Source organism: Algoriphagus faecimaris (assembly GCF_900101705.1).
Lineage (GTDB): Bacteria > Bacteroidota > Bacteroidia > Cytophagales > Cyclobacteriaceae > Algoriphagus > Algoriphagus faecimaris.
In genome coordinates, this window is the sequence record NZ_FNAC01000014.1 from 25,736 (window position 1) to 47,883 (window position 22,148).

At 41.7% G+C, this 22,148-nt stretch carries 17 protein-coding genes; 7 read left to right on the top strand and 10 right to left on the bottom strand.

Annotated elements, in window-relative coordinates; all coding sequences use genetic code 11:
• Window positions 1–347 precede the first annotated feature (347 nt).
• Window positions 348–3,230: a ligand-binding sensor domain-containing protein gene (locus tag BLQ57_RS09065; protein ID WP_087938939.1), complete on the top strand. Its 2,883-nt coding sequence runs from the start codon at window positions 348–350 to the stop codon at window positions 3,228–3,230.
• On the opposite strand, the gene BLQ57_RS09070 is transcribed toward BLQ57_RS09065, so the two are convergent.
• Both BLQ57_RS09070 and BLQ57_RS09075 read right to left on the bottom strand, forming a co-directional pair.
• Window positions 3,231–4,022: a helix-turn-helix domain-containing protein gene (locus BLQ57_RS09070; protein WP_087939018.1), complete on the bottom strand. Its 792-nt coding sequence runs from the start codon at window positions 4,020–4,022 to the stop codon at window positions 3,231–3,233.
• A gap of 144 nt (window positions 4,023–4,166) precedes the next feature.
• The gene (locus tag BLQ57_RS09075) at window positions 4,167–5,033 is read right to left on the bottom strand and encodes a LysR family transcriptional regulator (RefSeq protein WP_087938940.1); all 867 of its coding nucleotides are present in this window, start codon (window positions 5,031–5,033) and stop codon (window positions 4,167–4,169) included.
• 192 nt (window positions 5,034–5,225) lie between these two features.
• Between BLQ57_RS09075 and hutH the strand changes: the two genes are divergently transcribed.
• From hutH to BLQ57_RS09090, 3 genes are all read left to right on the top strand, one after another.
• The gene (gene hutH / locus BLQ57_RS09080) at window positions 5,226–6,791 is read left to right on the top strand and encodes a histidine ammonia-lyase (RefSeq protein WP_087938941.1); all 1,566 of its coding nucleotides are present in this window, start codon (window positions 5,226–5,228) and stop codon (window positions 6,789–6,791) included.
• Between the two features lie 56 nt (window positions 6,792–6,847).
• On the top strand, window positions 6,848–8,095 hold the full coding sequence (hutI, locus tag BLQ57_RS09085; RefSeq protein ID WP_087938942.1) for an imidazolonepropionase: 1,248 nt from the start codon (window positions 6,848–6,850) through the stop codon (window positions 8,093–8,095).
• A 110-nt stretch (window positions 8,096–8,205) separates the two neighbouring features.
• On the top strand, window positions 8,206–10,209 hold the full coding sequence (locus BLQ57_RS09090; protein ID WP_087939019.1) for a urocanate hydratase: 2,004 nt from the start codon (window positions 8,206–8,208) through the stop codon (window positions 10,207–10,209).
• 40 nt (window positions 10,210–10,249) lie between these two features.
• Here BLQ57_RS09090 and BLQ57_RS09095 read toward each other — a convergent pair whose 3' ends face one another.
• Window positions 10,250–10,867, bottom strand: coding sequence for a Uma2 family endonuclease (locus BLQ57_RS09095; protein ID WP_087939020.1), 618 nt, complete (start codon window positions 10,865–10,867; stop codon window positions 10,250–10,252).
• Between the two features lie 85 nt (window positions 10,868–10,952).
• On the opposite strand from BLQ57_RS09095, the gene hutG reads away from it, so the two are divergent.
• A complete protein-coding gene (hutG, locus tag BLQ57_RS09100; RefSeq protein WP_087938943.1) occupies window positions 10,953–11,909 on the top strand; it encodes a formimidoylglutamase in 957 nt (318 codons plus the stop codon).
• Window positions 11,910–11,923: 14 nt separating this feature from the next.
• Here hutG and BLQ57_RS09105 read toward each other — a convergent pair whose 3' ends face one another.
• From BLQ57_RS09105 to BLQ57_RS09120, 4 genes are all read right to left on the bottom strand, one after another.
• Window positions 11,924–14,134: a tetratricopeptide repeat-containing sensor histidine kinase gene (locus tag BLQ57_RS09105; RefSeq protein WP_087938944.1), complete on the bottom strand. Its 2,211-nt coding sequence runs from the start codon at window positions 14,132–14,134 to the stop codon at window positions 11,924–11,926.
• 72 nt (window positions 14,135–14,206) lie between these two features.
• Window positions 14,207–14,626, bottom strand: a complete 420-nt coding sequence (locus tag BLQ57_RS09110; protein WP_087938945.1) for an energy transducer TonB — start codon at window positions 14,624–14,626, stop codon at window positions 14,207–14,209.
• 134 nt (window positions 14,627–14,760) lie between these two features.
• Window positions 14,761–15,492, bottom strand: a complete 732-nt coding sequence (locus BLQ57_RS09115) for a LytR/AlgR family response regulator transcription factor (protein WP_087938946.1) — start codon at window positions 15,490–15,492, stop codon at window positions 14,761–14,763.
• A 166-nt stretch (window positions 15,493–15,658) separates the two neighbouring features.
• A complete protein-coding gene (locus tag BLQ57_RS09120; RefSeq protein WP_087938947.1) occupies window positions 15,659–18,604 on the bottom strand; it encodes an FAD-binding and (Fe-S)-binding domain-containing protein in 2,946 nt (981 codons plus the stop codon).
• A gap of 128 nt (window positions 18,605–18,732) precedes the next feature.
• Between BLQ57_RS09120 and BLQ57_RS09125 the strand changes: the two genes are divergently transcribed.
• Window positions 18,733–19,044 (top strand): DUF3784 domain-containing protein, encoded by a 312-nt coding sequence (locus BLQ57_RS09125; protein ID WP_087938948.1) that lies wholly within the window; start codon window positions 18,733–18,735, stop codon window positions 19,042–19,044.
• Here BLQ57_RS09125 and BLQ57_RS21665 read toward each other — a convergent pair.
• The gene (locus BLQ57_RS21665; RefSeq protein ID WP_394331261.1) at window positions 19,018–19,230 is read right to left on the bottom strand and encodes a hypothetical protein; all 213 of its coding nucleotides are present in this window, start codon (window positions 19,228–19,230) and stop codon (window positions 19,018–19,020) included. The genes BLQ57_RS09125 and BLQ57_RS21665 overlap by 27 nt on opposite strands.
• On the opposite strand from BLQ57_RS21665, the gene BLQ57_RS09135 reads away from it, so the two are divergent.
• Window positions 19,141–20,178, top strand: a complete 1,038-nt coding sequence (locus BLQ57_RS09135; protein WP_317042220.1) for a YdcF family protein — start codon at window positions 19,141–19,143, stop codon at window positions 20,176–20,178. The two genes, BLQ57_RS21665 and BLQ57_RS09135, sit on opposite strands and share 90 nt — an antisense overlap.
• Window positions 20,179–20,233: 55 nt before the next feature.
• On the opposite strand, the gene BLQ57_RS09140 is transcribed toward BLQ57_RS09135, so the two are convergent.
• Window positions 20,234–21,535, bottom strand: coding sequence for a type II toxin-antitoxin system HipA family toxin (locus BLQ57_RS09140; protein ID WP_087938950.1), 1,302 nt, complete (start codon window positions 21,533–21,535; stop codon window positions 20,234–20,236).
• Window positions 21,529–21,867, bottom strand: a complete 339-nt coding sequence (locus BLQ57_RS09145) for a helix-turn-helix domain-containing protein (protein ID WP_087938951.1) — start codon at window positions 21,865–21,867, stop codon at window positions 21,529–21,531. The genes BLQ57_RS09140 and BLQ57_RS09145 overlap by 7 nt, the downstream gene beginning before the upstream one ends.
• Between the last annotated feature and the right edge of the window lie 281 nt (window positions 21,868–22,148).

Below are 22,148 nucleotides of genomic sequence, written 5' to 3' on the forward strand. Positions count from 1 at the left end.
ATTATGCAAGGCTACATGTAAAAAGACTGTGATTCAATACCTTAAGACTTCACAAAATAGCGTTAATCCTGAGGAAAAAATATTTCTGAAGAAAAATCTCTTCCTTTCAATAAAGGTCAAATATTCACACATTGCTTAATTAGAGCAATCTTTTCCACACTCCTTGATATGAAAAATCCCCACAAATGACCACATCAAGACAATTGGTTTTATTTCATAGCAACTCAGTAAAAGCTTATCCAAGAGCTCCATACCTTAATTTTTAGACTTTTTTTATTTCATCTTTTTAGTAAAGCATATACATCAAATTGTTTCTTATATTTAGAAACTAAACCCAAATTAATCCAATGAGGCACAGGCTTATACTATTGATTTTACTGGTCCACTCCTTTTACTCATTTGCCCAAAAACCAGGTCTTCCTTTTTCTAAATTCTATTCCACCAACGAATACCAAGGTGGCATTCAAAATTTCGCCTTTTCACAAAGCGAATCAGGTCTGATCTATGTGGCTAATAATTTTGGATTACTTGAGTATGACGGGACCACTTGGAGAAGGTATTCCCTTCCAAACAGCACCAAAATCAGGGACGTAGCAATCGGAAAGTCTGGGATAATTTATGTGTCTGGACAAGCTGAGTTTGGGTACTTCAAGCCGGATTCAAATGGAAGCCTTACTTATCACTCGCTTCTTGAGGAGCTACCCGAGTCGAAAAGAAACCTTGAAGAAATCTGGAATATTCTTTTCCTAAACGACCGAGTGATTTTCTGTACGTTCAATGAGCTTTTTATTTTCGATAAAGATCATAGGCTAGATTTAATTATTGATGCCAATCAGACATTCGAGAGTTTTCATTTTGCAAATAACACCACTATTGTCAATGACAGGGATCGAGGACTTTTACTCTTAGAAAACGAGGAGTTGATCCCTCTGAATTTCGGAGATTTTTTTTCAGAAAAAATTTTAACCGGTTTCATTCCCCTTTCAAACAACCGGCATCTTGTTTTCACCCGTGATGAAGGGATATTCGAAATTTCTCCTGTTGGAGTAAAACCTTTTGATTCTGATATCCCAGATGGAATCCAACTCAATAGGGCCAAAAGATTAAAGAACGGAACAATTGCTATTGGAAGCCAGCGTAATGGACTTTATGTTATTGACCAAAATGGAAAAATCATACTTCACCTAAACAAGGAAAATGGATTGAGGAATAGCTCGATTCTTTCACTTTTTGAGGACTTGGCAGGTAACCTTTGGGTAGGTCACAACAACGGAATTACGCTATTGGAATTAAGTCTCCCCTTTCGCTTGATTGATCAGTTTTCTGGGCTTCCAGGCACAGGGTATGACGCATATGCAAGAGGAGAAAATCTCATCTATGGGACAAACTATGGACTTTTCACTCAAAAATTTTTCAATGATGACCCTTCTGAAATCCTTCCCATCCCCGGCGGAATAGGACAAGTATACCAGATTACCCAAATCGAAAACCAACTGCTCTCGGCTCAAAATGATGGTGCTTTTGAAATCAAAAACAATCAAGCAAGTCGCATACAAGGAACCCAGGGGATCTGGAATTTTCAACAATTGAAAAACCATCCCAACTATCTGATCAGCGGAACATACAGTGGTCTGGCACTTTTTGAAAAAACGGATTCAGAAATCAAATTTCTAAGAAAGCTAAAAGGATTTGAAGAATCCTCAAGAATTTTGGAACAGGACAGTTACGGTGATATATGGATGGCGCACGGGTATAAGGGGGTCTATAGATTAAAATTAAGTGAAGATTTACAAGAAGTTGACGCGAAATTTTATGGAGTGGAGTCCGGACTTCCTACCAACCTCCTTAATAGCGTCTGGAAAATCAACAATCGATTGGTTTTTTCTACCGAATACGGGCTATATCAGCACAATGCTGAAACGGATCGCTTCGAAAAAGATCCCACTTTTGAGCCCTATTTCGAGCACAATTTTCTTACTACAAGCATGGTAGAGGACCCCTTGGGGAATATATTTTACATAGGAAATGATGAAGTCGGAGTATTAGAGAAAAAAATCAACGGAACTTACCAAAAAAACCATCAAGTCTTTAATAAAATCAAGGCCTTTTTGAATGATGACTTACAGAATATCTCACTGATAGGAGCGAATGAGGTTCTTTTTGCTGCCAATGAAGGGTTCATTTGGTACAAGCTCGACAAAAACTTCAATTCTTCCACTCCATATCCTACCCTAATCCGCTCTGTCTATCTCACAGGGCTTAGTGATTCCTTGATTTCGCAAGGCAATTATTGGGAAAATGAATCCTTAAGATATAGCCAATCGACGAAATCAATACCAAAAATCCCATACCATGCAGCCAATTTGAGGTTTGAGGCAAGTAATCCTATTCCTAACAATGAAAATACGACGCAATACCAGTTTTGGCTGGAAGGTCTAGAGCCTGACTATGGAGGGTGGAGTTTCCGAAAAGACAACGCTTACACTAATCTACGAGAAGGGAAATATACCTTTCACGTGAGAAGCAAAAATATCTATGACCAGATAGCCGAAGAAGACACCTTTTCTTTTGAAGTGCTACCACCCTGGTATAGAAGCGGTTTAGCTTATTTCATCTATGCTATTTTAGCCATTTTGCTACTTTACCTGCTTTTGAAATACTTGGATAGCAAAATGAAAAAAGAGGCAGAGCAAATTAAAGCTGCCCAATCCAAAGTAATACAGCAGAAAGAAACAGACCTAAGGCAATCCCAAGCAGAACTCGAAAAACTCAAAACTGAAAAACTCAAGTCAGAAATTAACAGTAAAAACAAAGAACTCGCATCAGCGACTATGCACCTGATCAATAAAAATGGCTTCATCGTGCACACCAAAACTCATCTGAATAGTATTATCAAAAAAAGTAAAAATCAGGAGGTCAAGAATGAAATCAAAAAAATCATTCAAAGCATAGAGAAAAACATTGCAGGAGATAAGGAATGGGAGCAGTTTGAAATGCATTTCGATCAAGTGCATGGGGATTTCATGACCCGGTTCAAAAACGCCTTCCCAGATCTGAGCCCTCAAGAGATAAAGTTGAGTGCTTATCTACGGATGAACCTCTCCTCCAAAGAAATTGCTAATCTCATGAATATCACCATCCGTGGTGTAGAAATCGCTCGCTATAGACTTCGTAAAAAGATAAAGCTGGAGCGATCTGAGAATCTTCAGGAATTCATTCTCAAATTTTAATCAGGGCTGCAAGGATAAATCGGGAGAATTTTCTCTCCCGATTTCATTAATGCCCCAGATCATCATAGCTAACTGACCCAACTCAAATAAGGTCAACGGAATCAAGCCCAACAGAACTCCGATTCCTGAAAAAATAAGAATACCACTGATCAGACCTAATCCCCCTACTACTTGAGGAATATGTGACCACATGGATTTGTATGCCAAAAATCCAGCTCCCATAAATGCGTAAGCCAATCCAAATACTGACAGCTTTACCAAATAGTAATCTTCTAGTGCCAACCTCTCCGAATAGATCGAAAATATATCTAGGGAATACATGATCAAATTGGCTAAAATCATCACCCAAAGGGCAATTTTTAGAATTGCGTTAGGATAAAATTTGACCCATTCTACCCATCCATAAATAAATATAACGTAGGTGAGAAAAGTAAATACTTTGATCAAGACATAATTCTGAGGATTGGACAATATCCCCTCCTTCAAATAATTTACTTCCATATCAATTTCGAAAAATGCCAAAAAGAAATAGATCAAGCCCATGGCAAAGGCTACGTACAAAATTACCGGTGGCTTTTTTGGAAGATCCTGTACCTTCTCTTCCTCCATCCACTGATAATCCAAAGCCTCAAAAAGCGCCTTTACAGTATAACTTCTCGGAGTCACCTCTCCAGCTTCGATGCGCTGTATAGTACGCACATTGAGATTACATTTTTCCACCAATTCTTCTTGAGTTAGTCCTTTGGACTTTCTCAATGCTGAGATTTTTTTGCCTAGTTCTGGTTGTCGCATTATGATTGTAGATTTTGATTTAACCATGGCAAGATCTTTCTAAAGGATGAAAATTTGAGTGAAAAAGAGGCGGAATTGACCCGACACTTACCCGACATTTCTCAAAAATAGAGCTTCTACCCATTAGATTATCAATTTTGTCCTTCAAATCAACCTTAAAGCTTTTCCCAAAACCGGATTTCTATTTTCAGACTTCCAGATGACCGAAAGTTCCGTGAACTGAGAAATAGCAGGAATTTCCATAAACCGAACCTTCAAATCGTACCCTACCCCCAAGGAAGTGGGAATAATCGCCACACCCAAGCCATTTTCTACTAAGCGAAAAATAGTCAAGGCATGAACAGATTTATGCCGGACTTGCGGCTGAAAACCAGCGTCCCTGCACATGCCTAAGATTTGATCGTAGTAAAAATTGGAATAGTCTGATGAAAAAAGAATAAAGGACTCCTCGGAGAACTGGCCTAAAGAGTTGAAATATTCAGGGCGAATCGGGTGAGAATCTGGTACTACCAATGAAAACGTATCTCTAAGTACCGCCCTCTTCTCCAAACCTACGGGCACGGTCGCTAATCGAACAAAACCTAAATCCAACTCATCTTTAAGAATCATTTCTACTTGATGTTGATTGCTCAATTCCTCCAAACTAGTCACGATTTTGGGAAAGGCAGTATTGAGACGATTGAGCAAATCGGGGAGGATTTGATTGGAAGCAGAGCCTAAGAAACCAACTCTCAACTCCCCCTCTCGCCCTTCAGCTATTTCCCTTAATTGGCTCTTGGTCGTCTCGAGATGATTTAGAATAAAATCGACCTCTCCTTTGAGATACGTTCCTGCAGCTGTTAGGGAGACGTGTTTCTTATCCCTTTCAAAAAGCTGCACACCCAACTCTTCCTCTAGCTGCTTGATCTGTCGACTTAATCCAGGTTGAGAGATAAATAGCCGTTCAGCAGCTTTCCTAAAGTTCAACTCCTCCGCCACCGCTTTGAAATAATTCAAATGTCTAAGCTCCATTGATACCCATAAGTTATTAACTAATCATAAAAATAGTATCAAAAAGCATCAAAAGAAAGGGCTATTTTTGTTCAATAGGAACGATGTACTATTGAAAACCATATTAGTCAATCACTTCCGGCTCTATCTCAGAGACCAGAATCTATAAATTTATTTAGTCAATCCTTGAAATTTATAAAAGGAAACCGCACTATGAAAACCTTCCACTACGGACAAGACAGGCTCACTGCTTCAATAGCGCTCAGACTGGCGAGGAAAGAGATTAAAGGTCAATTAAGCCCCGAAACCATCCATAAAATTCGGGATTCAGCAAAAGCTGTAGAAAAAATAGCAGAGGGAGACAAAGTAGTATATGGAATCAATACAGGTTTTGGTCCGCTTTGTACCAGCAAAATATCCGCTGCTGACACCAAAACCCTTCAGGAAAACTTACTGAAGAGTCATGCTGTAGGAGTGGGAGAACCTGTGGATCTAGAGATTTCCAAACTGATGATGGTACTGAAAATCCACGCATTGGCACAAGGTTTTTCAGGGATACGATTGGAAACTTTAGAAAGAATCCTATGGATGCTAGAAAGGGAGATCATCCCTCTCGTGCCCATTCAGGGCTCAGTTGGTGCTTCAGGAGATTTGGCTCCGCTATCCCACTTATTTTTGCCTTTGATCGGATTGGGAAAGGTGAATTTTGAAGGCAAAACCGAGAAAATGGCAACTGTCTTGGAGAAAACCGGTTTGAATCCGCTCCATTTGGGTCCAAAGGAAGGCTTAGCACTTATCAATGGAACGCAGTTTATGGCCGCCCATGGTGTAATTGTGGTCGCTAAACTTCACAACTTACTCACTCATGCAAGTATAAGCGGTGCAATGATGATCGAAGGGCTAATGGGTTCTGTCAAGCCTTTTTCGGCAGAACTGCATCAGCTTCGCCCCTATTCCGGCAATCAACATGTCGCCCAAACCATACTTAATCTCCTCCATGAATCTGAAATAGTCGCATCTCATCTGCATTGTGCCCGTGTACAGGATCCTTATTCGCTGCGCTGCATGCCTCAGGTCCATGGTGCGAGTTGGAATGCGTTTCTTCATATCAAACAAAGCATCGAAACCGAAATCAATTCGGTTACGGATAATCCGGTGATTTTTGATGAAAATCACAGCATTTCGGGAGGACACTTTCATGGACAGCCCATCGCGTTGCCACTGGACTACGCAACGCTTGCCGCTTCGGAAATCGGAAATATCGCCGATCGCAGGATTTACCTTTCCATCGAAGGGGATACGCCGGGTGTACCCAAATTACTCCTCACAGAAACCGGACTAAACTCAGGACTGATGATTCCCCAATACACCACAGCGGCTTTGGCTTCAGAAAATAAAGGGCTTTGTTTTCCGGCCTCAGCGGATTCTATCCCGACTTCATTAGGCCAGGAGGACCATGTCAGCATGGGAAGCATCGGGGCTAGAAAGGCGCTGCGGGTAATTGATAATGTAGAAAAAATATTGGGAATCGAGCTTTTCTATGCCGCACAAGCCATGGACTACCATGCTCCTTTGAAATCAGGAAAAATCATGACAGCTATTTATCAGCATATTCGAGATAAAATCAATCCAGTAGTTTCTGACCGGATTCTTTACGAAGATATGGAGACAGCCATTGACTTGGTGAAAAGTGGAGAATTGGTCATACTAGCCAAGAAAGTAGCCAATCGGGAAGGATTGGCTTTCGAAACCGAATGGAGTGAAATGTTTGACTATTAAAATCACCCCAAGATCTTCGCGGATTTAACAGCGATGATCAGTGGGAAACAACAAAAATGAAAAAACTAATCGGCCCAATTTCCCAAGTCCTGACATTGGATAAACTTTTCCTAAAAGGAGCCCTGAAAGACGAGCAACTTGAAATCATAGAAGAAGCAGGAATACTCATCAATGGTGATAAAATCCTCGACGTAAAGCCTTGGAAAAAGTTATTGAAAACGGTTCCAGAAGCGGAAAAAATTGAATTAGGTGGGAAGCTTGTAGCTATTCCAGGCTTTGTAGATTGCCATACCCATATCTGTTTTGGAGGTTTGAGAGCAAAAGATTTTGCCCTTCGAAACGCCGGTAAAACCTACTTAGAAATAGCAGAATCGGGAGGAGGAATCTGGGATACAGTTTCAAAAACACGGAAATTGACTCAAAGAGAATTAGCTCAAATCACAGCCAATCACGCAAATAGGCACCTCTCCGATGGAGTAACCACCATCGAAGTAAAAAGTGGCTATGGGCTTTCTGTGGAGGAGGAATTGAAAATGCTCCGTGCCATACAGCAAGCCAACTCAATGACTCACGCTGATCTAATTCCGACCTGCTTGGCTGCTCATTTGAAGCCGAGAGATTTTTTAGGCTCTTCCTCAGACTATCTGAAACTGATAGTAGAAAACCTTTTTCCTGTCCTAAAAGAGGAAAAGCTCAGCAATCGCATAGATGCCTTTGTTGAGAAAAGTGCCTTTTCTCCAGAAGAGATCGATCCTTATTTTAAAAAAGCAAAAGACTTAGGTTTTGATTTGACTGTACATGCGGATCAATTTTCGGTTGGAGGATCAAAAGTAGCAGTAGCTTTTGGTGCGCTATCGGCAGATCATTTGGAGGTTTCAGGTGAAAAAGAAATTTCCCTCCTGTCAAAGTCAAACACCATCGCCGTAGCCTTACCCGGGGCATCCCTAGGACTTGGAGTTGGTTTTACTCCCGGGCGAAAAATCTTGGACCAAGGCGGCAGCTTGGCCATCGCTTCTGATTGGAACCCAGGTTCTGCTCCTATGGGTGATTTGCTTGCTCAGGCATCAATTTTAGCCACGTTTGAGAAATTGAGCACTGCAGAGGTTTTGGCAGGGATTACTTACCGAGCAGCTGCAGCTTTGGGGCTTAAAGATCGTGGGAAATTAGTACAAGGTCAGTTAGCTGATTTTATCCTTTTTCCTACTTCAGACTACCGGGAAATTCTCTACCATCAAGGCAGATTGAAACCTGCGGAAGTGTGGAAGTCTGGGAGCAAGGAGGTTTGGAAGTCCGATGTCAGGTGACCGATGTTCGATGAATATTTACAATCTAGAGCATGAGCAAAAGACCTTCAAAGTCTGGTAAACCTGTGCTTGGCACAGTTGAAGAATTACAATTCAAAATCGTAAATCAAATGAGCTTTCAAGATCAAATCATACAAGGTATCCCTTCCACATTGCCAGCAAAAAAGAAGCGAACCCTTTCCATTTCACATGCCCCAAAGCGAAAAGACATTCTTTCGCTAGAAGAAAAAAAGCTCGCTTTGAAGAATGCATTACGCTATTTTCCCAAAGAGTGGCATAAAGAATTAGCTCTTGAATTTTTGGAAGAATTAAAAGACTATGGTCGGATTTATATGTACCGATTTATGCCGGATTACGCCATGTATGCTCGGCCCATTTCAGAATATCCCGCCCATTCAAAAGCTGCCGCTGCAATCATGCTGATGATCCAAAATAACCTCGATCCGGCAGTCGCACAGCATCCCGAGGAACTCATCACCTACGGTGGAAATGGCGCTGTATTTCAAAATTGGGCGCAATACCTGTTGACCATGAAGTACCTTTCTGAGATGACGGATGAGCAGACTCTCCATATCTACTCCGGTCATCCCATGGGACTTTTTCCTTCTTCTCAAGAGGCTCCTCGGGTCATCGTCACTAATGGCATGATGATCCCCAACTACTCCAAACCGGACGATTGGGAGCGGTTTAATGCGCTTGGTGTCACCCAGTACGGACAAATGACCGCAGGATCCTACATGTACATCGGCCCTCAAGGAATCGTACACGGCACCACCATCACAGTAATGAATGCCTTTAGAAAGAAATTAAAGCCAGAAGAAAGCCCAAAAGGAAAAATCTTCCTCACGGCCGGATTGGGAGGTATGAGCGGTGCACAACCCAAAGCAGGGAATATTGCAGGATGTGTGACTGTCTGTGCAGAGGTCAATCCTGCCGCTGCCCGAAAGCGACACGAGCAAGGATGGGTAGATGAGCTGATCGAGGAAATGGATGAATTAGTGGAAAGGATAAAAAATGCAAAAAAATATAAAGAGATCGTTTCCATAGCCTTTTTAGGTAATGTGGTGGATGTTTGGGAGCGATTTGACCAAGAAGATATCTTCGTGGAACTTGGTTCAGACCAGACTTCTCTCCATAATCCCTGGGCTGGCGGCTATTATCCTGTGGGACTTTCTTTTGAGGAATCCAATCGATTAATGGCTGAAAATCCAGAAGCATTCAAAGCAAAAGTCCAAGAATCCCTCCGCCGTCAAGCTGCCGCCATCAATCGACACGCTGCTAGAGGAACTTACTTTTTTGACTACGGTAATGCCTTTTTGCTCGAGGCTTCACGCGCTGGTGCGGAGGTAATGGCTGAGAATGGAATCGATTTTCGCTATCCAAGTTATGTCCAAGATATTTTGGGTCCCATGTGCTTTGATTATGGTTTTGGTCCGTTTAGATGGGTTTGCACTTCAGGCAAAGCGGAAGATCTGCGAAAAACCGATCGAATCGCTACTCGGGTGTTGAAAGAAATCATGAACAATGCACCCGGATCCGTTTCACAACAAATGCAGGATAACATTAAATGGATCGAGGAAGCTGAGAAAAATAACTTAGTAGTCGGTTCCCAAGCTAGAATTCTATATGCTGATGCGGAAGGCCGATCTAAAATTGCAGCCGCTTTCAATCAAAGTATCTCGAATGGTGAAATTTCCGCTCCGATTGTGCTAGGCAGAGATCACCACGATGTGAGTGGGACTGACTCACCCTATAGAGAAACAAGTAATATCTACGATGGAAGCCGGTATACTGCAGATATGGCTATTCATAATGTAATCGGAGATAGTTTTCGCGGAGCGACCTGGGTTTCGATCCACAATGGTGGTGGCGTTGGCTGGGGTGAAGTGATCAACGGTGGTTTTGGCTTGGTTTTAGACGGAAGCGAAAAGGCAGAAAAAAGTCTTAAATCCATGCTTTTCTATGATGTCAACAATGGCATCGCGCGGAGAGCATGGGCGAGAAACCCCGGTTCTATCGAAGCCATCCAAAGGGAAATGAAGCGAACTCCCGGTTTGAAGGTCAGTGTTCCGAACTTGGTGGATGAGGAGGTTTTAAGAAATATTTTACCTTAAAGGCCAAGATTTCGAACTTTGGAAATGCTTTTAATTCAATTCAACTTTCCTCAAAAACCTCCACCAAGTCCAATTCAAATCCGGGAAGTACAGTAGATGTTACTTTTTGACCCGTAGTAAAAAGCCGAGATGGCTGATAGACCCCGTCCACTAGCACATTTATCTGTAGCGTACTTTCTTCAGGATGAATGATCCAATATTCCTTCACTCCATTCTCTTGATAGAGGTCGTATTTGTTTTGAAGTTCTACTTGGCTATTGCTTGGAGAAAGAATTTCCACAATCAAGTCTGGGGCGCCTAAACAGCCTTTTTCGTCCAATTTGGATTGATCACAGATGACTGAAATATCTGGCTGGACTACGGAATCAATGATTTTAAAATCAGGATCTTTTGAAAATCTGACATCAAAAGGAGCTGCATAAACTTTGCATTTTTGACCAATAAAATAATTACTCAAAATTCGAGATAAAGTCATAGAAACGGCCTGATGTCTCCTATTTGGAGCAGCAGCTTTAGCAAATATCTTTCCCTTGATCAGCTCTACGATTTCCTCAAAATCCCACTTCAAATAATCTGCGTAAGTGTAGCCTGAAAAGGAAGCGTCAGACTCTCGAAAGGTGGTTTGATCAATTTTTTCTTTCTGGGGTATTCGATACATTATCATTCTTATCTCCAAATTGTTGAGATATTCATCAAATTTTGAACAGTAAGTTAGTAATTTGACTTGATAAATCGAAAGTAAAATGGCAATCCATAGCAATCCAAATCCTGAAAACTGGACGGGTAGAAAATCTGAGCATCCTGAATATTGGCATCAGTTTGTCCACTGTGTTTCTGACTTAAACTTTTCCCATAAGGATGGTCGGAAAATCGGGATTTTGGGTTATCCTGTAGAGGAAGGAGTCCGAAGAAATCAAGGAAGGCCAGGCACTAAAGCGGCTCCAACTATCATCCGAAACCTCCTTGCAAGCACTGCTTTTCACCTCGGAGAAAATGTGTCCATTTATGACTATGGCGATATTTCAATCAGAGAAAAGGACTTGGAAGGGACACAGCTAAAAGTCTCTGAAATACTTCAGAAATTAATCCTAAGCAAGCATTTTCCGGTATTGCTTGGCGGGGGGCATGATTTAGCCTATGCTCATGGAAAAGGCCTTATCAGTCATTTCAAATCTAAGGGAGAAAAGCTCGGAATTATCAATTTGGATGCTCATTTTGACCTTCGCCCTTTGGTGAATGGAAAAGGTCATTCGGGTTCACCATTTTATCAACTTTCAGAGGAATTTCCAAACGACTTTCACTATCTCGCTCTTGGCATCCAACGTGCGGCAAACCCCCTTTCACTTTTTCAAAAGGCAAAAGAAGTCAAGGCAAAACACCTAGTAATGGAGCAGTTTCGACTGCAGAATTGGGAGTATATCGAAGAACAAATCATTTGGTTTTTGGACTCAGTCAATAAAATTTACCTGAGCATTGATTTGGATGGATTTTCTTCGGCCTTTGCACCGGGGGTATCGGCGCCATCTCCCATGGGATTTAGCCCGCAAATTGCCTTTAAAGTTTTTGAATTAATTGCAAAAAGCAAAAAGCTAATCAGCTTGGATGTGGTGGAGTTAAATCCACGATTTGATCAGGATCAGGCAACTGCTAGACTTGCCGCTAGGTGTGTAGAGTATGTTTTGAGAAAAGTTCATGCCTGAAAAATCAAAACCTCTTAAGCCGCCAAACTTGACTCCTTGAAATGAATCAAGAAAGTTGTACCTCCCTGACTCTCCACATTCATGGTTCCATTGATTTGACGAGTAAGGCTATTGACCAGCCTCAATCCTAAAGTAGGCGAGCGCTCGATATCAATGTCTTGATCCAAGCCTTTACCCGTATCCGCCACCAAAAGTTCAAACTCGCCAGGCCCCGTCTCTTTCAGTTTAATTTTTATCGTTCCAGTCTCAGCATCTTCAAAGGCATATTTCAAGGCATTACTCAGCAGCTCATTGGTAATCAAACCTAGAGGAATCGCTGTATCGATATCCAGATTGATCTCCTCGCTTTCGATTTCTACTTCAATTTTTTTGTCAGACCGGTAGGTTTGGGTTAGAAAATCACTCAATTGAACCAAGTATTCTCGCATGTTAATCGCTGAAAGATTATCGTATTGGTAGAGTTTCTCATGAATTAAAGCCATGGTTTTGACCCGGCTTTGACTTTCTTTCATCGCATCGATCATCTTCAGGTCATTCATTCTCCTAGTCTGCATACTGAGCAAACTCGATATAATTTGAAGATTATTTTTCACCCGATGATGGATTTCCTTTAAGAGCATTTCCCGCTCTTGATTTTGCTTTTCGATCTTTTGATTCTTTTGGGTCAAAAGTTCATTGGCTTTTTGTTTTACTCGAGAGCGATTGTAGAAAAGGGCCGCTACAACCAGAAACATAAAAATTCCTCCTATTGCCAAGTAAATCTGGGCTTGTTGCCGCTCCGCTTTTAACCCTTGCACTTGACTCTGCTGATTCAATAGCTCGATTTCCTGATCTTTTTTCTCAGTTTCAAAGGCAGTCTGAGTTTCCAAAAGTTGCTTGGTCCTGTTTTCATTTAAGACACTATCACTGTATTGTTTGTAAGCGATCTGTGATTCATAGGCATTCCTGTAATCCCCCTTTCTCTGATACAGGTCTGCCAATGCAAAATACACATCTCTCAGGCCATTAGGCTGACCAAATTCGGTCCGCAGAATCAGCGCTTTTTTTAGAAAATCCTCTGCCAAATCAAACTCTCCTGTTCGCGCATAGGAGGTGCCCAGGTTATGATAAATCGATGCGATTTCTCGGCTTTTATCTGAATTCATTACCGCTAAAGCTTCCTCGTAATCAGCGATGGCACCAGCGAAATTTTCCTGTCTGAAATTTATCCTTCCCCTCAAAATACGACCTCGAGTACCACCCTCCGACTGCTTGCTCTCATCAAAAAAAGCTAAGCCTTTGTCCACATAGAATCGGGCTGAGTCAAATCGCTCCTGATCCAAAAAATAATCAGCCAATTCAAAATCCAACTCAGCTAAAATCAACCGATTTTCTTTCTCAGTCGCAAAATCCCGGGCTTTGTCCAGATAGAGTCGCCAATTATCCCAATCCTCCAAGCGCTCGTAGATTTTGGTCAGATAAAGATGGCCTGCATTGGCCTGACTCCAATCTTCATTTTTTTCTGAAATCCTAAGCCCTTTCAAAACGAAGTGGAGAGCGCTGTCCAAATTCCCAATATTGAGATGAACATTGCTTTTGTTGTAAAACAAATTCGTCCATCTGCTGTCTTCAGGATCGGTTCGGATCGTCAAAACTGAATCTGTTTGGCTTAAATATTCCAAAGCTTTCCTGTACTCCCCTTGATAACTATAGGCCAATCCCAGATTTTCTAAAGCTACTGCCAAACCCGCCAAATCATCCGCCTTAGAAAAAATGGGAATTGCTACCAAATAGCTTTCTATGGCTCCCTCGTAATCCGATTGCCTCTCCTTGATAATACCCAAGTTCATAGCCATCCCCGCAGCATCTTTCTCCCTCCCCCCTTCATCATAATAGACCAAAGCTTGCTCAAAGTTGGATTTGGCGGCATCAGTTTGTCCCCGATAAAACTCCAGATTACCCAAATAATGATAGGCAGTACCCAAGACATCCTGTTTATTTTCGAGTCGAGGATCTTCAATCAAGTCCAAAAAGAAATCAAAAATTTCTGGAGCTAGCGTCTTTGAGCCTTGATCATATACCAGTTGAATCAGCGTGATCGCCTCACTTCTATTGTCTGACTGAATTCGTTTTTCGACCCCCTCAATATAAAGTTGTAAAGAGTCCTGAACCCAGCTATCCTTCTCAGTTTGTGAGAAGGATAGCTGGGAAATCAAACAAAGAAGAAAGGTTAGTATTCGACGCATGGAAGTCTAAACATCAGAAAAAGAATGGTTTAATTTACCTGAAATAGCCAGAAGAAAAAAACATCCTAAAACTCAATTCAATTCGAAGCGAATAGGAAGTTGATATTTTGTCTTCATCGGCATGCCATTTTGAGCGGCAGGAATCCAATCTGGCATTTTGTTGATTAGCTTCAAGGCCTCCTTGTCCAACGTTTCACAAACTGATTTTTTGATCACAGGCTGGCTGATTTTTCCTGATTTTTCTATTAAAAACTCCACGATTACCGTTCCCTCGTGTCCTTTAACTTTGGCTTGCGATGGATAATGAAAGTTTTCTGTCATAAATTTAATCAAAGCATCATGACCACCCTCAAAAGCAGGCTGGGAGGCTGACATCATGCTTACTATGGAGGCCTCTGAATATTCCGTAAAAGCCAATTGATCTTGAGCAAACAAGGAATGAGTAGAGAATAAAAAACAAACTGCGAAGAGATTAATAAATAAAGCTTTCATGATTAAAGGAGTTTAAATTTTGAATAACTGAAACTACCTCAAATCACTACTCACCTAATTCAGACAGGTAAGAACTGCGTCAAAAAATAAAAGAAGTGCGGGAAAATGTAATTCTTTCCTTCAAAAGACAGGAATTACAAGGTTTTGATGTGATTGATCAACCAAGAATACTGATTTCTGCTCAATGGAATACGTTTTCCAGCAATATGCACTTCATTGGAATCGATGGCCTCGATGTAGGTCAAATTGATCAGATAAGACTTATGGATTCGGGCAAATTGCTTTTCATCCAACTTCCTTTCTAAGTCCTTCAAAATAGCACGGATCACAAACTTCTTATCCTGGGTGAAAACCTTAGTATAGTTCCCATCAGATTCGAAATAGAGAATGTCTTTGAAAAAAACCTTTACCAACAAGCCATTATGCCTCACAAAGAGACAGTCATTGAGCACAAATTCCTCAGGTGAATCTTCCTGATTTTTGACTTGCTCCGACTGAAAATTGGACAAAGCCATCTGCAAGGTGGCATTTATTTCCTTTTCAGAAAAAGGTTTAACTAAATAGCCATAGGGCCGTACTTCCTTCGCTCGCTCCAGTGTATTGCTGTCCGCATGAGAGGTCAAAAAGACAAAAGGAATTTTGAAGTTTTCATTAATATCAGCTGCAAGATCTATCCCGTCCTTCCCTCCTTTGATACGAATATCCAATAAAACCAAATCCACCTCCTCCGAACCCAATACTTGCATGGCTTCTCGTGCAGACATCACCACATCTACTACCACATACCCCATGGACTCCAAAATATCACGTAGGTCCTCGGCAATAATTACCTCATCTTCAACAATTAAAATTTTATGCTTTTCCAAAAGTCTTTTTAAATGTACTTACCAATTCAATACTACCTAAAATCAAATTAGTATTTGATTTATTTTTTTAATTTTTGAGGTGATTGGTCTTGAAATCTAAGACAAACGCTCTTTCTGTGATCTAAGTCCTCTGCAAAGAAAACTTCTTCTAAGAAAAACACTACCTCTAAATCGCCAAAGCATCCCAAAGAATTTCCACAGGGTGCTGAGCTTTACGACCAGTGCCATCCGCAATCTGATGACGACAAGAAGTACCTGGAGCAGCGATGAGCGTAGTTTCTTCTGTATTTCTAAGGGTAGGAAACAAAACCAACTCCCCTATTTGCTGAGAAACTTCAAAATGCTCTGCTTCATAGCCAAAGCTACCTGCCATGCCACAGCAGCCGCTCGGGATCGTTTCTACAGAATAGTTTGATGGAAGAGAAAGGATCTTCTGCGTCCAATTCAAGGAGGAAAGGGCTTTTTGATGACAATGACCATGCAACTTTATTTTTTGAGTTTTATCCGTAAAGGATTCCGCTTTGATATTCCCCGCAGCGATTTCCTGCCCGAGAAACTCATCTATTAATTTGACATGAAATTTCAATTTCTTGGCACTTTCTATCCACTCTTTTCCCACAATCCTAGGGTATTCATCCCGGAAACTCAAAATAGCCGAAGGTTCCAATCCAATTAAAGGCGTATTGCCATCGATTAGCTTTTCAAAAATCCTGACATTGCCCTCTGCATGCTTTTTGGCTTTGAGTAAAAGTCCTTTTGAAAGCGCAGATCGCCCGCTCTCCTCATGATCTACAATCTTGACTTCATAGCCCAATTTCTTCAAAAGCGAAATTGCCTTTATACCAATTGCCGTGTCATTGTGGTTGGTAAATTCATCTACAAAGAAGTATAGCGACTTGATCGTTTTGGCAGGCCCTGGTATTGAAGCGTAATGCTTTTTGTACCACTTCCGAAGACTGATTGAACTAATTTCAGGCAAATTTCGACTCGGAGCTACACCCAAAACAGATTTCATCAGGCCTCCAGTAAGAGAGTTTTTTAAGAAGAAATTAGCAATACCGGGAACCATCGAGCCTAATTCATTCAACTCATTGATGTAGGCAAAAGCTTTAGAGCGAAGGGGAACTCCATGGGTTTTTTGGTATTGGTAAAGAAACTCCGCCTTCATGCTGGACATATCCACATTGGATGGACACTCTGCAGTACAGCCCTTACAACTCAAGCAAAGGTCCAGTGCCTCTTTGATCTCGGGATGGTCAAAAGCGTTTTCCTTTTTATCCAAAGTCAAAAATTCCCGAAGCGTATTTGCTCTGCCTCTAACGGTATCTTTTTCATTTCGAGTGGCCATGAAACTGGGACACATGGTCCCCCCCGAACCTAAAAGTTTTCGACAATCCCCAGAGCCGTTGCATTTCTCAGCCAGTCGAAGGATTCCACCAACATTCGTAAAATCAATCACCGTATCATGCATAGGAGTCTGCATCCCCGGCTCATAGCGGAGAAATTGATTCATCGGAGCTGCATCCACGATTTTGCCCGGATTGAAGATGTTTTTCGGATCCCATTTGAATTTGATCCTTCGGAAAAGTTCGTAATTTTTTTCGCCCACCATCAGCGGAATAAAGGCTGCACGAACTCTACCATCTCCATGCTCACCAGATAGTGAACCCTGATATTTTTTCACCAACTCTGCCGATGCTCGGGAGATTTTATAAAAGTCATCTACTCCCTCCTGCGTTTTCAAATCCAAAACTGGTCGAAGGTGAATTTCTCCTGCCCCAGCATGGGCATAATGAACCGGCTTCTGGTTAAAGGCTTCCATCATCTGATCAAACTCAGCGATGTAATTGGCCAAATCATCAATATCAACTGCTGTATCTTCGATGCAGGCCACTGCCTTGGGATCACCTGGAATATTGGCCAACAAGCCCAGACCTGCTGCCCGAAGCGCCCAAGCAGAGGCTACTTTCTCAGGTTCGATGATGGGATAGGCAAAGCCGAGATTAGCTTTTTTCAAGTCTGCTACCAAAAGCTCTCCTTTAGCAATCGCTTCCTCTAGAGTTTTTCCCCTAAACTCGATCATTAAAATGGCCTCAGGATCACCTTCGACGAAATAGCGGTTTTTAGAGTATTCGATGCTTTCTTTGGTGCAGTCAAGTATAATTTTATCCATCAGTTCCACAGCAGTCGCCGGATGCTTCATGGCCACTTGGGCGGATTTCATACTTTCGTGGATGCTTTCAAAATGTGCTGCTACGACGATTTCTACAGGATCGGGAAGTGGGTCGAGGCTGATTTTAATTTCGGTAGTGAAAGCCAAGGTCCCCTCCGATCCCGTCAACAACTTACAGAAATTAAATCTCTCCTTGCCTTCGAAAAGCTCCGCCTTCAGCAATTCATCTACTGCATACCCTGTGTTTCGGCGATGGATGGACTTTTTGGGGAATTGGGCGTGGATTTCTTCCCGAATTTCAGGATTGTTAAGTTCATCAAAAATCTGCCGGTGAAGTTGTCCTTCCAGATCGTTTTGACCGCACTTTCTATCAAAATCATCCTGAGATATTTCTCCAAAAACAACTTTTTTTCCATCACTGAGAATCGTATTCAAAGAAATCACTTTATCCCGTGTCACCCCATAGACAATGGAAGTAGTTCCAGAGGAATTATTTCCCACCATCCCCCCGATCATCGCCCGATTGGCGGTAGAAGTAATCGGGCTAAAAAATAGACCATGCGGTTTCAAAAAGCGGTTCAGCTCATCCCGAACGACCCCCGGTTGCACCCGAACCCAGCGTTCTTCTTGATTGAATTCAATGATTTTGGTAAAATGCTTCGAAACATCCACTACAATGCCATTACCCACACATTGCCCGGCGAGGGAAGTACCAGCCGTCCGCGGAATCAGGGAAGTACCGTGTTCGGTGGCAAAGTGAATGAGTTTTTGGATATCCGACTCCAACTTGGGAAAAGCAACTGCCAGTGGCATCTCCCGATAAACCGAGGCGTCGGTAGCGTACAGGGTACGTGTAAGTCGATCAAACTGCAAGCTGCCCTCCAGTTGGGTGGCGAGTTTTTCTAAATGAGACACTAGATTCGGTTGGTCTGAAAGCATGGGTTAAAAATACAGATAAGCAAATAAAATATAGGAGGTAATAATAAATTAGTAGGAAACTTGTTTTTCAAAGCTCTATAACTATTTTAGAAGTATAATTTCAAAAAACATTTTAAAGTTAGAAGATCATGGGATCAATTATCTCAGGTGTTATTTTTTTGACAGTTGGACTCATCATCAGAGTTTATCCAAATATCCTTGCCGGCTACAATAGTCTTTCTCAAAAAGAGCGAGAAAACGCAGAGATGAATAGATTACCATTTTATGGCTTCCTTTTGTTTACCGTTATGGGGGTGATTTCCCTTCTTTCCTATGTCCTTTCTATTTGGCTTGAGAACCCCAAATTGAGTTCAGGAATTACCCTGATAGTCACTTTGACAGGATTGATTTTCGCTGTTGTAGGAGGGAATTTGCTAATAAGCAACAGATTCACGAAATAAGCTAAACCTTGGTTTTCTGACGAGATTTGAATAAAACACCTTTCCAACTCGGCGAATGTGTTCTTTCAATTTTTCATTTTTGATATCCTTCCAAACTTGAAGATCCACTTTCAGTGGAAAATCGCTAGAATTGATCTCCATCCAAATCTCACCCAAAACTTTTCGCTCAATCTCATCAAAGATCATCAAATCCAAATCACTGTGTTTGCTGTAAGTTCCTTTGGCACGCGAACCATAGAGTTTTTAAATGCCAATTATACAGGTTCAAACTCTATGACAAAGGACTTGAAAATTGGTCCTTACCTATTGAATTTGAAAATTCCATCCTTCCCACCTTTATTTACATCCAAAATCAATCGCTTCATGTTCTTCTACCTCTCCCAGTTTCTCAGTTTTCTAGCTATGCCGCTGACAATTGTGCTAATCCTAATTGTTGGAGGAGCAGTATTTATCAAGAGAAAATGGGGTAAGAAGCTGCTTTGGACAGGTATAGGTTTGCTTCTCTTTTTCACCAATCCATTCCTTTCCAATTTGGCTTTATTGGCCTGGGAACCTGATTTCAAGTCTTTTGAGCAAATCGAAAACCATGAAATCGGCATTGTCCTCACTGGAGTAACCAATCTCAGTAAAACGGCAAACGACCGCACCTTTTTCAACAAAGGCGCCGACCGCATCACTCATGCACTTCAACTTTACCGCATGGGAAAAATCAAAAAGATACTAATCACCGGTGGTCAAGGCCTCAATCCAGTCAATCCCCAATCAGAGGCTGAATTATTGCAGCGATTCCTAGTGATGACCGGAGTCCCGGAATCGGATATTCTCATCGAAGACCAAGCCAAAAATACGGCTCAAAATGCCCAGTTTACCAAGACTTTATTAGAGCAAAAAGGCATTTCCACCGAACAAGAGTTTATACTCATCACTTCTGCTTTTCATATGTATCGGGCCAAAGGTTGCTTTGACAAGGTGGGCTTGAATACGGTCACTTTTCCTACTGATTACTATTCCCATGATGTCAAATATGACATTCCTTCTCTCATTTTTCCTGACCCTTTTTCGATGGAGTATTGGACCAAGCTAGTGAAAGAATGGATTGGGATAGTCGTTTACACAATGGTGGGCTATATGTAAAAAGTTTGAAGCTGATGAGGTTCTGAATATCTAATAGCCACCTTGAAATCAGACATTAGACCAAAAGTGTTTTCTGAATCGAGTCGCGCAACCTCTTTTCTACTTGGACCTGATCGGCAAATTGATTCCATTTCTTAATTGCCATTTTCACCCGCTCGATCTTTTCTTTTGGTTTTTTGATGTTCATCTTTTGAGCGACCTCCAAAAAATCATCCTCAGTAATTCCCTCTCTTTTTCCATTGACCTGAAGAGACTGACTACTTACCCAAATGCTTCCAGGTCGATAAGCATGGCAAATATCATAGGCAGGTGAGAGGGTCCACTTTCCCCTCTGATCCATGAGAAAAGCAAAGTTTTTGGTATGATCATCGCAGTTTCGGGCCACGACATTGAAGACCATCCTGAGAAACATTTGCTCCGCTTCCGGATAGCTTAATCGAAGCATTCGCATCGTCTCAAATACCTGCTCGTAGCTGTAAACGCCCACCTGATTGAAGTCAAAATGCCGAATCCCACACAAACTCTGCATGTGGATTTTTTCGCCTGTATCAGTTCGGTCAAAGCGCTTGGTCATAAAATGAGCCCGACCATTTTCTTCCAGCAATCGGCATTCATTCATTTCTATTCCTGCTCCCTTAGCCATAAGATAATAGGCCATCTCTACTCTTCCATAGCCTGCTGTAGACCCAAACTGAGAATCATGTACTCCGTCAAACTTGAGGATCCAATGCGAAAATCCTTTTGGCGCCTTCACCTGCCCACTCTTCACTTCTCCAGTTTTGGGATTAAAGGCAATAACCGCCTTCGCTCTCGCTCCACCTGCCGAAGTACCGATTTTCAAAATATCTGCCAAAGCCGCTTCTTCTTCCTGAGAAATGTCAGATTGAAAATGCTCTTTAGCATTCAACACTTTTTGGGCAATGGCTACCAAACTATTAATTTCCAAAGCATTTGTCCGGGCGCTTTCATTTCGCAGAGCAGGTTTGATTTCCAAGGCACCTACTCCTCTTTTTCCGATGAAGCAAAGTAACTCGACGGGATTCAAACTATCCGTTGGACGTCCGTTTTGCATTAGCCAAGCATTAATAAGCTGATTTCCATATTTATCCGGAAGCATGTCTGCCAAAAGCCCCGGTAGTCCTCTGAACGTGTCAAAGCTATCACCTCGAGAACTGCGCGTCTCGGGAAAAGTATAAAGACGATTTCCTTGAGACAAAGGCATCAAAATAGGCGAAATATCCCAGCCAGATCGCAAAAAACTGCGGTCAAACTCAAAGCTTGCTAACTGTCGGTCCGCATCCCAAAGAACCGCACCTGCCAACCGGTCCCAAATCCAAATTTCTGCGGCTACTACCATTCTGAAGGGCGATCATCCTCAGCCGCAATATCCGGGTGCCTGACCCGCTGACGCTGATTTTTCTTTTGAAGCTTGATGTATTCGAGTGGACTGATCTGCTGCCTTGTCTCAAAAACCTCCAATAGCTGCAACTCCCCCAAGACCCGCAAAACCTGAATCAAGGTGATTAGATTTACCTTTTCGCCACGCTCAAGTAGACTAAGCGTAGAGCGGCTCATCCCCGCCTCGGTAGCCAACTCATCCTGGGTTTTATTGATGCCTATCCGCTTCTTTTTGATGAAATCTCCGATCATCTGCAAAATGGCCATGTCTGAAAGCTGCTCGATTTTCATGACTGATTTATCATACTTTATAACCAAATTTACTATTTTATGAATGATAAATCAAATAAAAATGAAAAAAAGATAGAGCTAAGAAAGCGATATAAAAAGACAAGGATATTTAATGAATTATATCTTATTTATTAAATCATTAATATTGATTTAATGAATTATTTATCATTCAATATATAAAATGATGGCAAGAGAATACTGCTGATTTGAACCAGTTTTATTTCAAAAATTACATTCATTTTCACTCTTAACCTTTAGGCTATCTATTTAATCATTCCTGC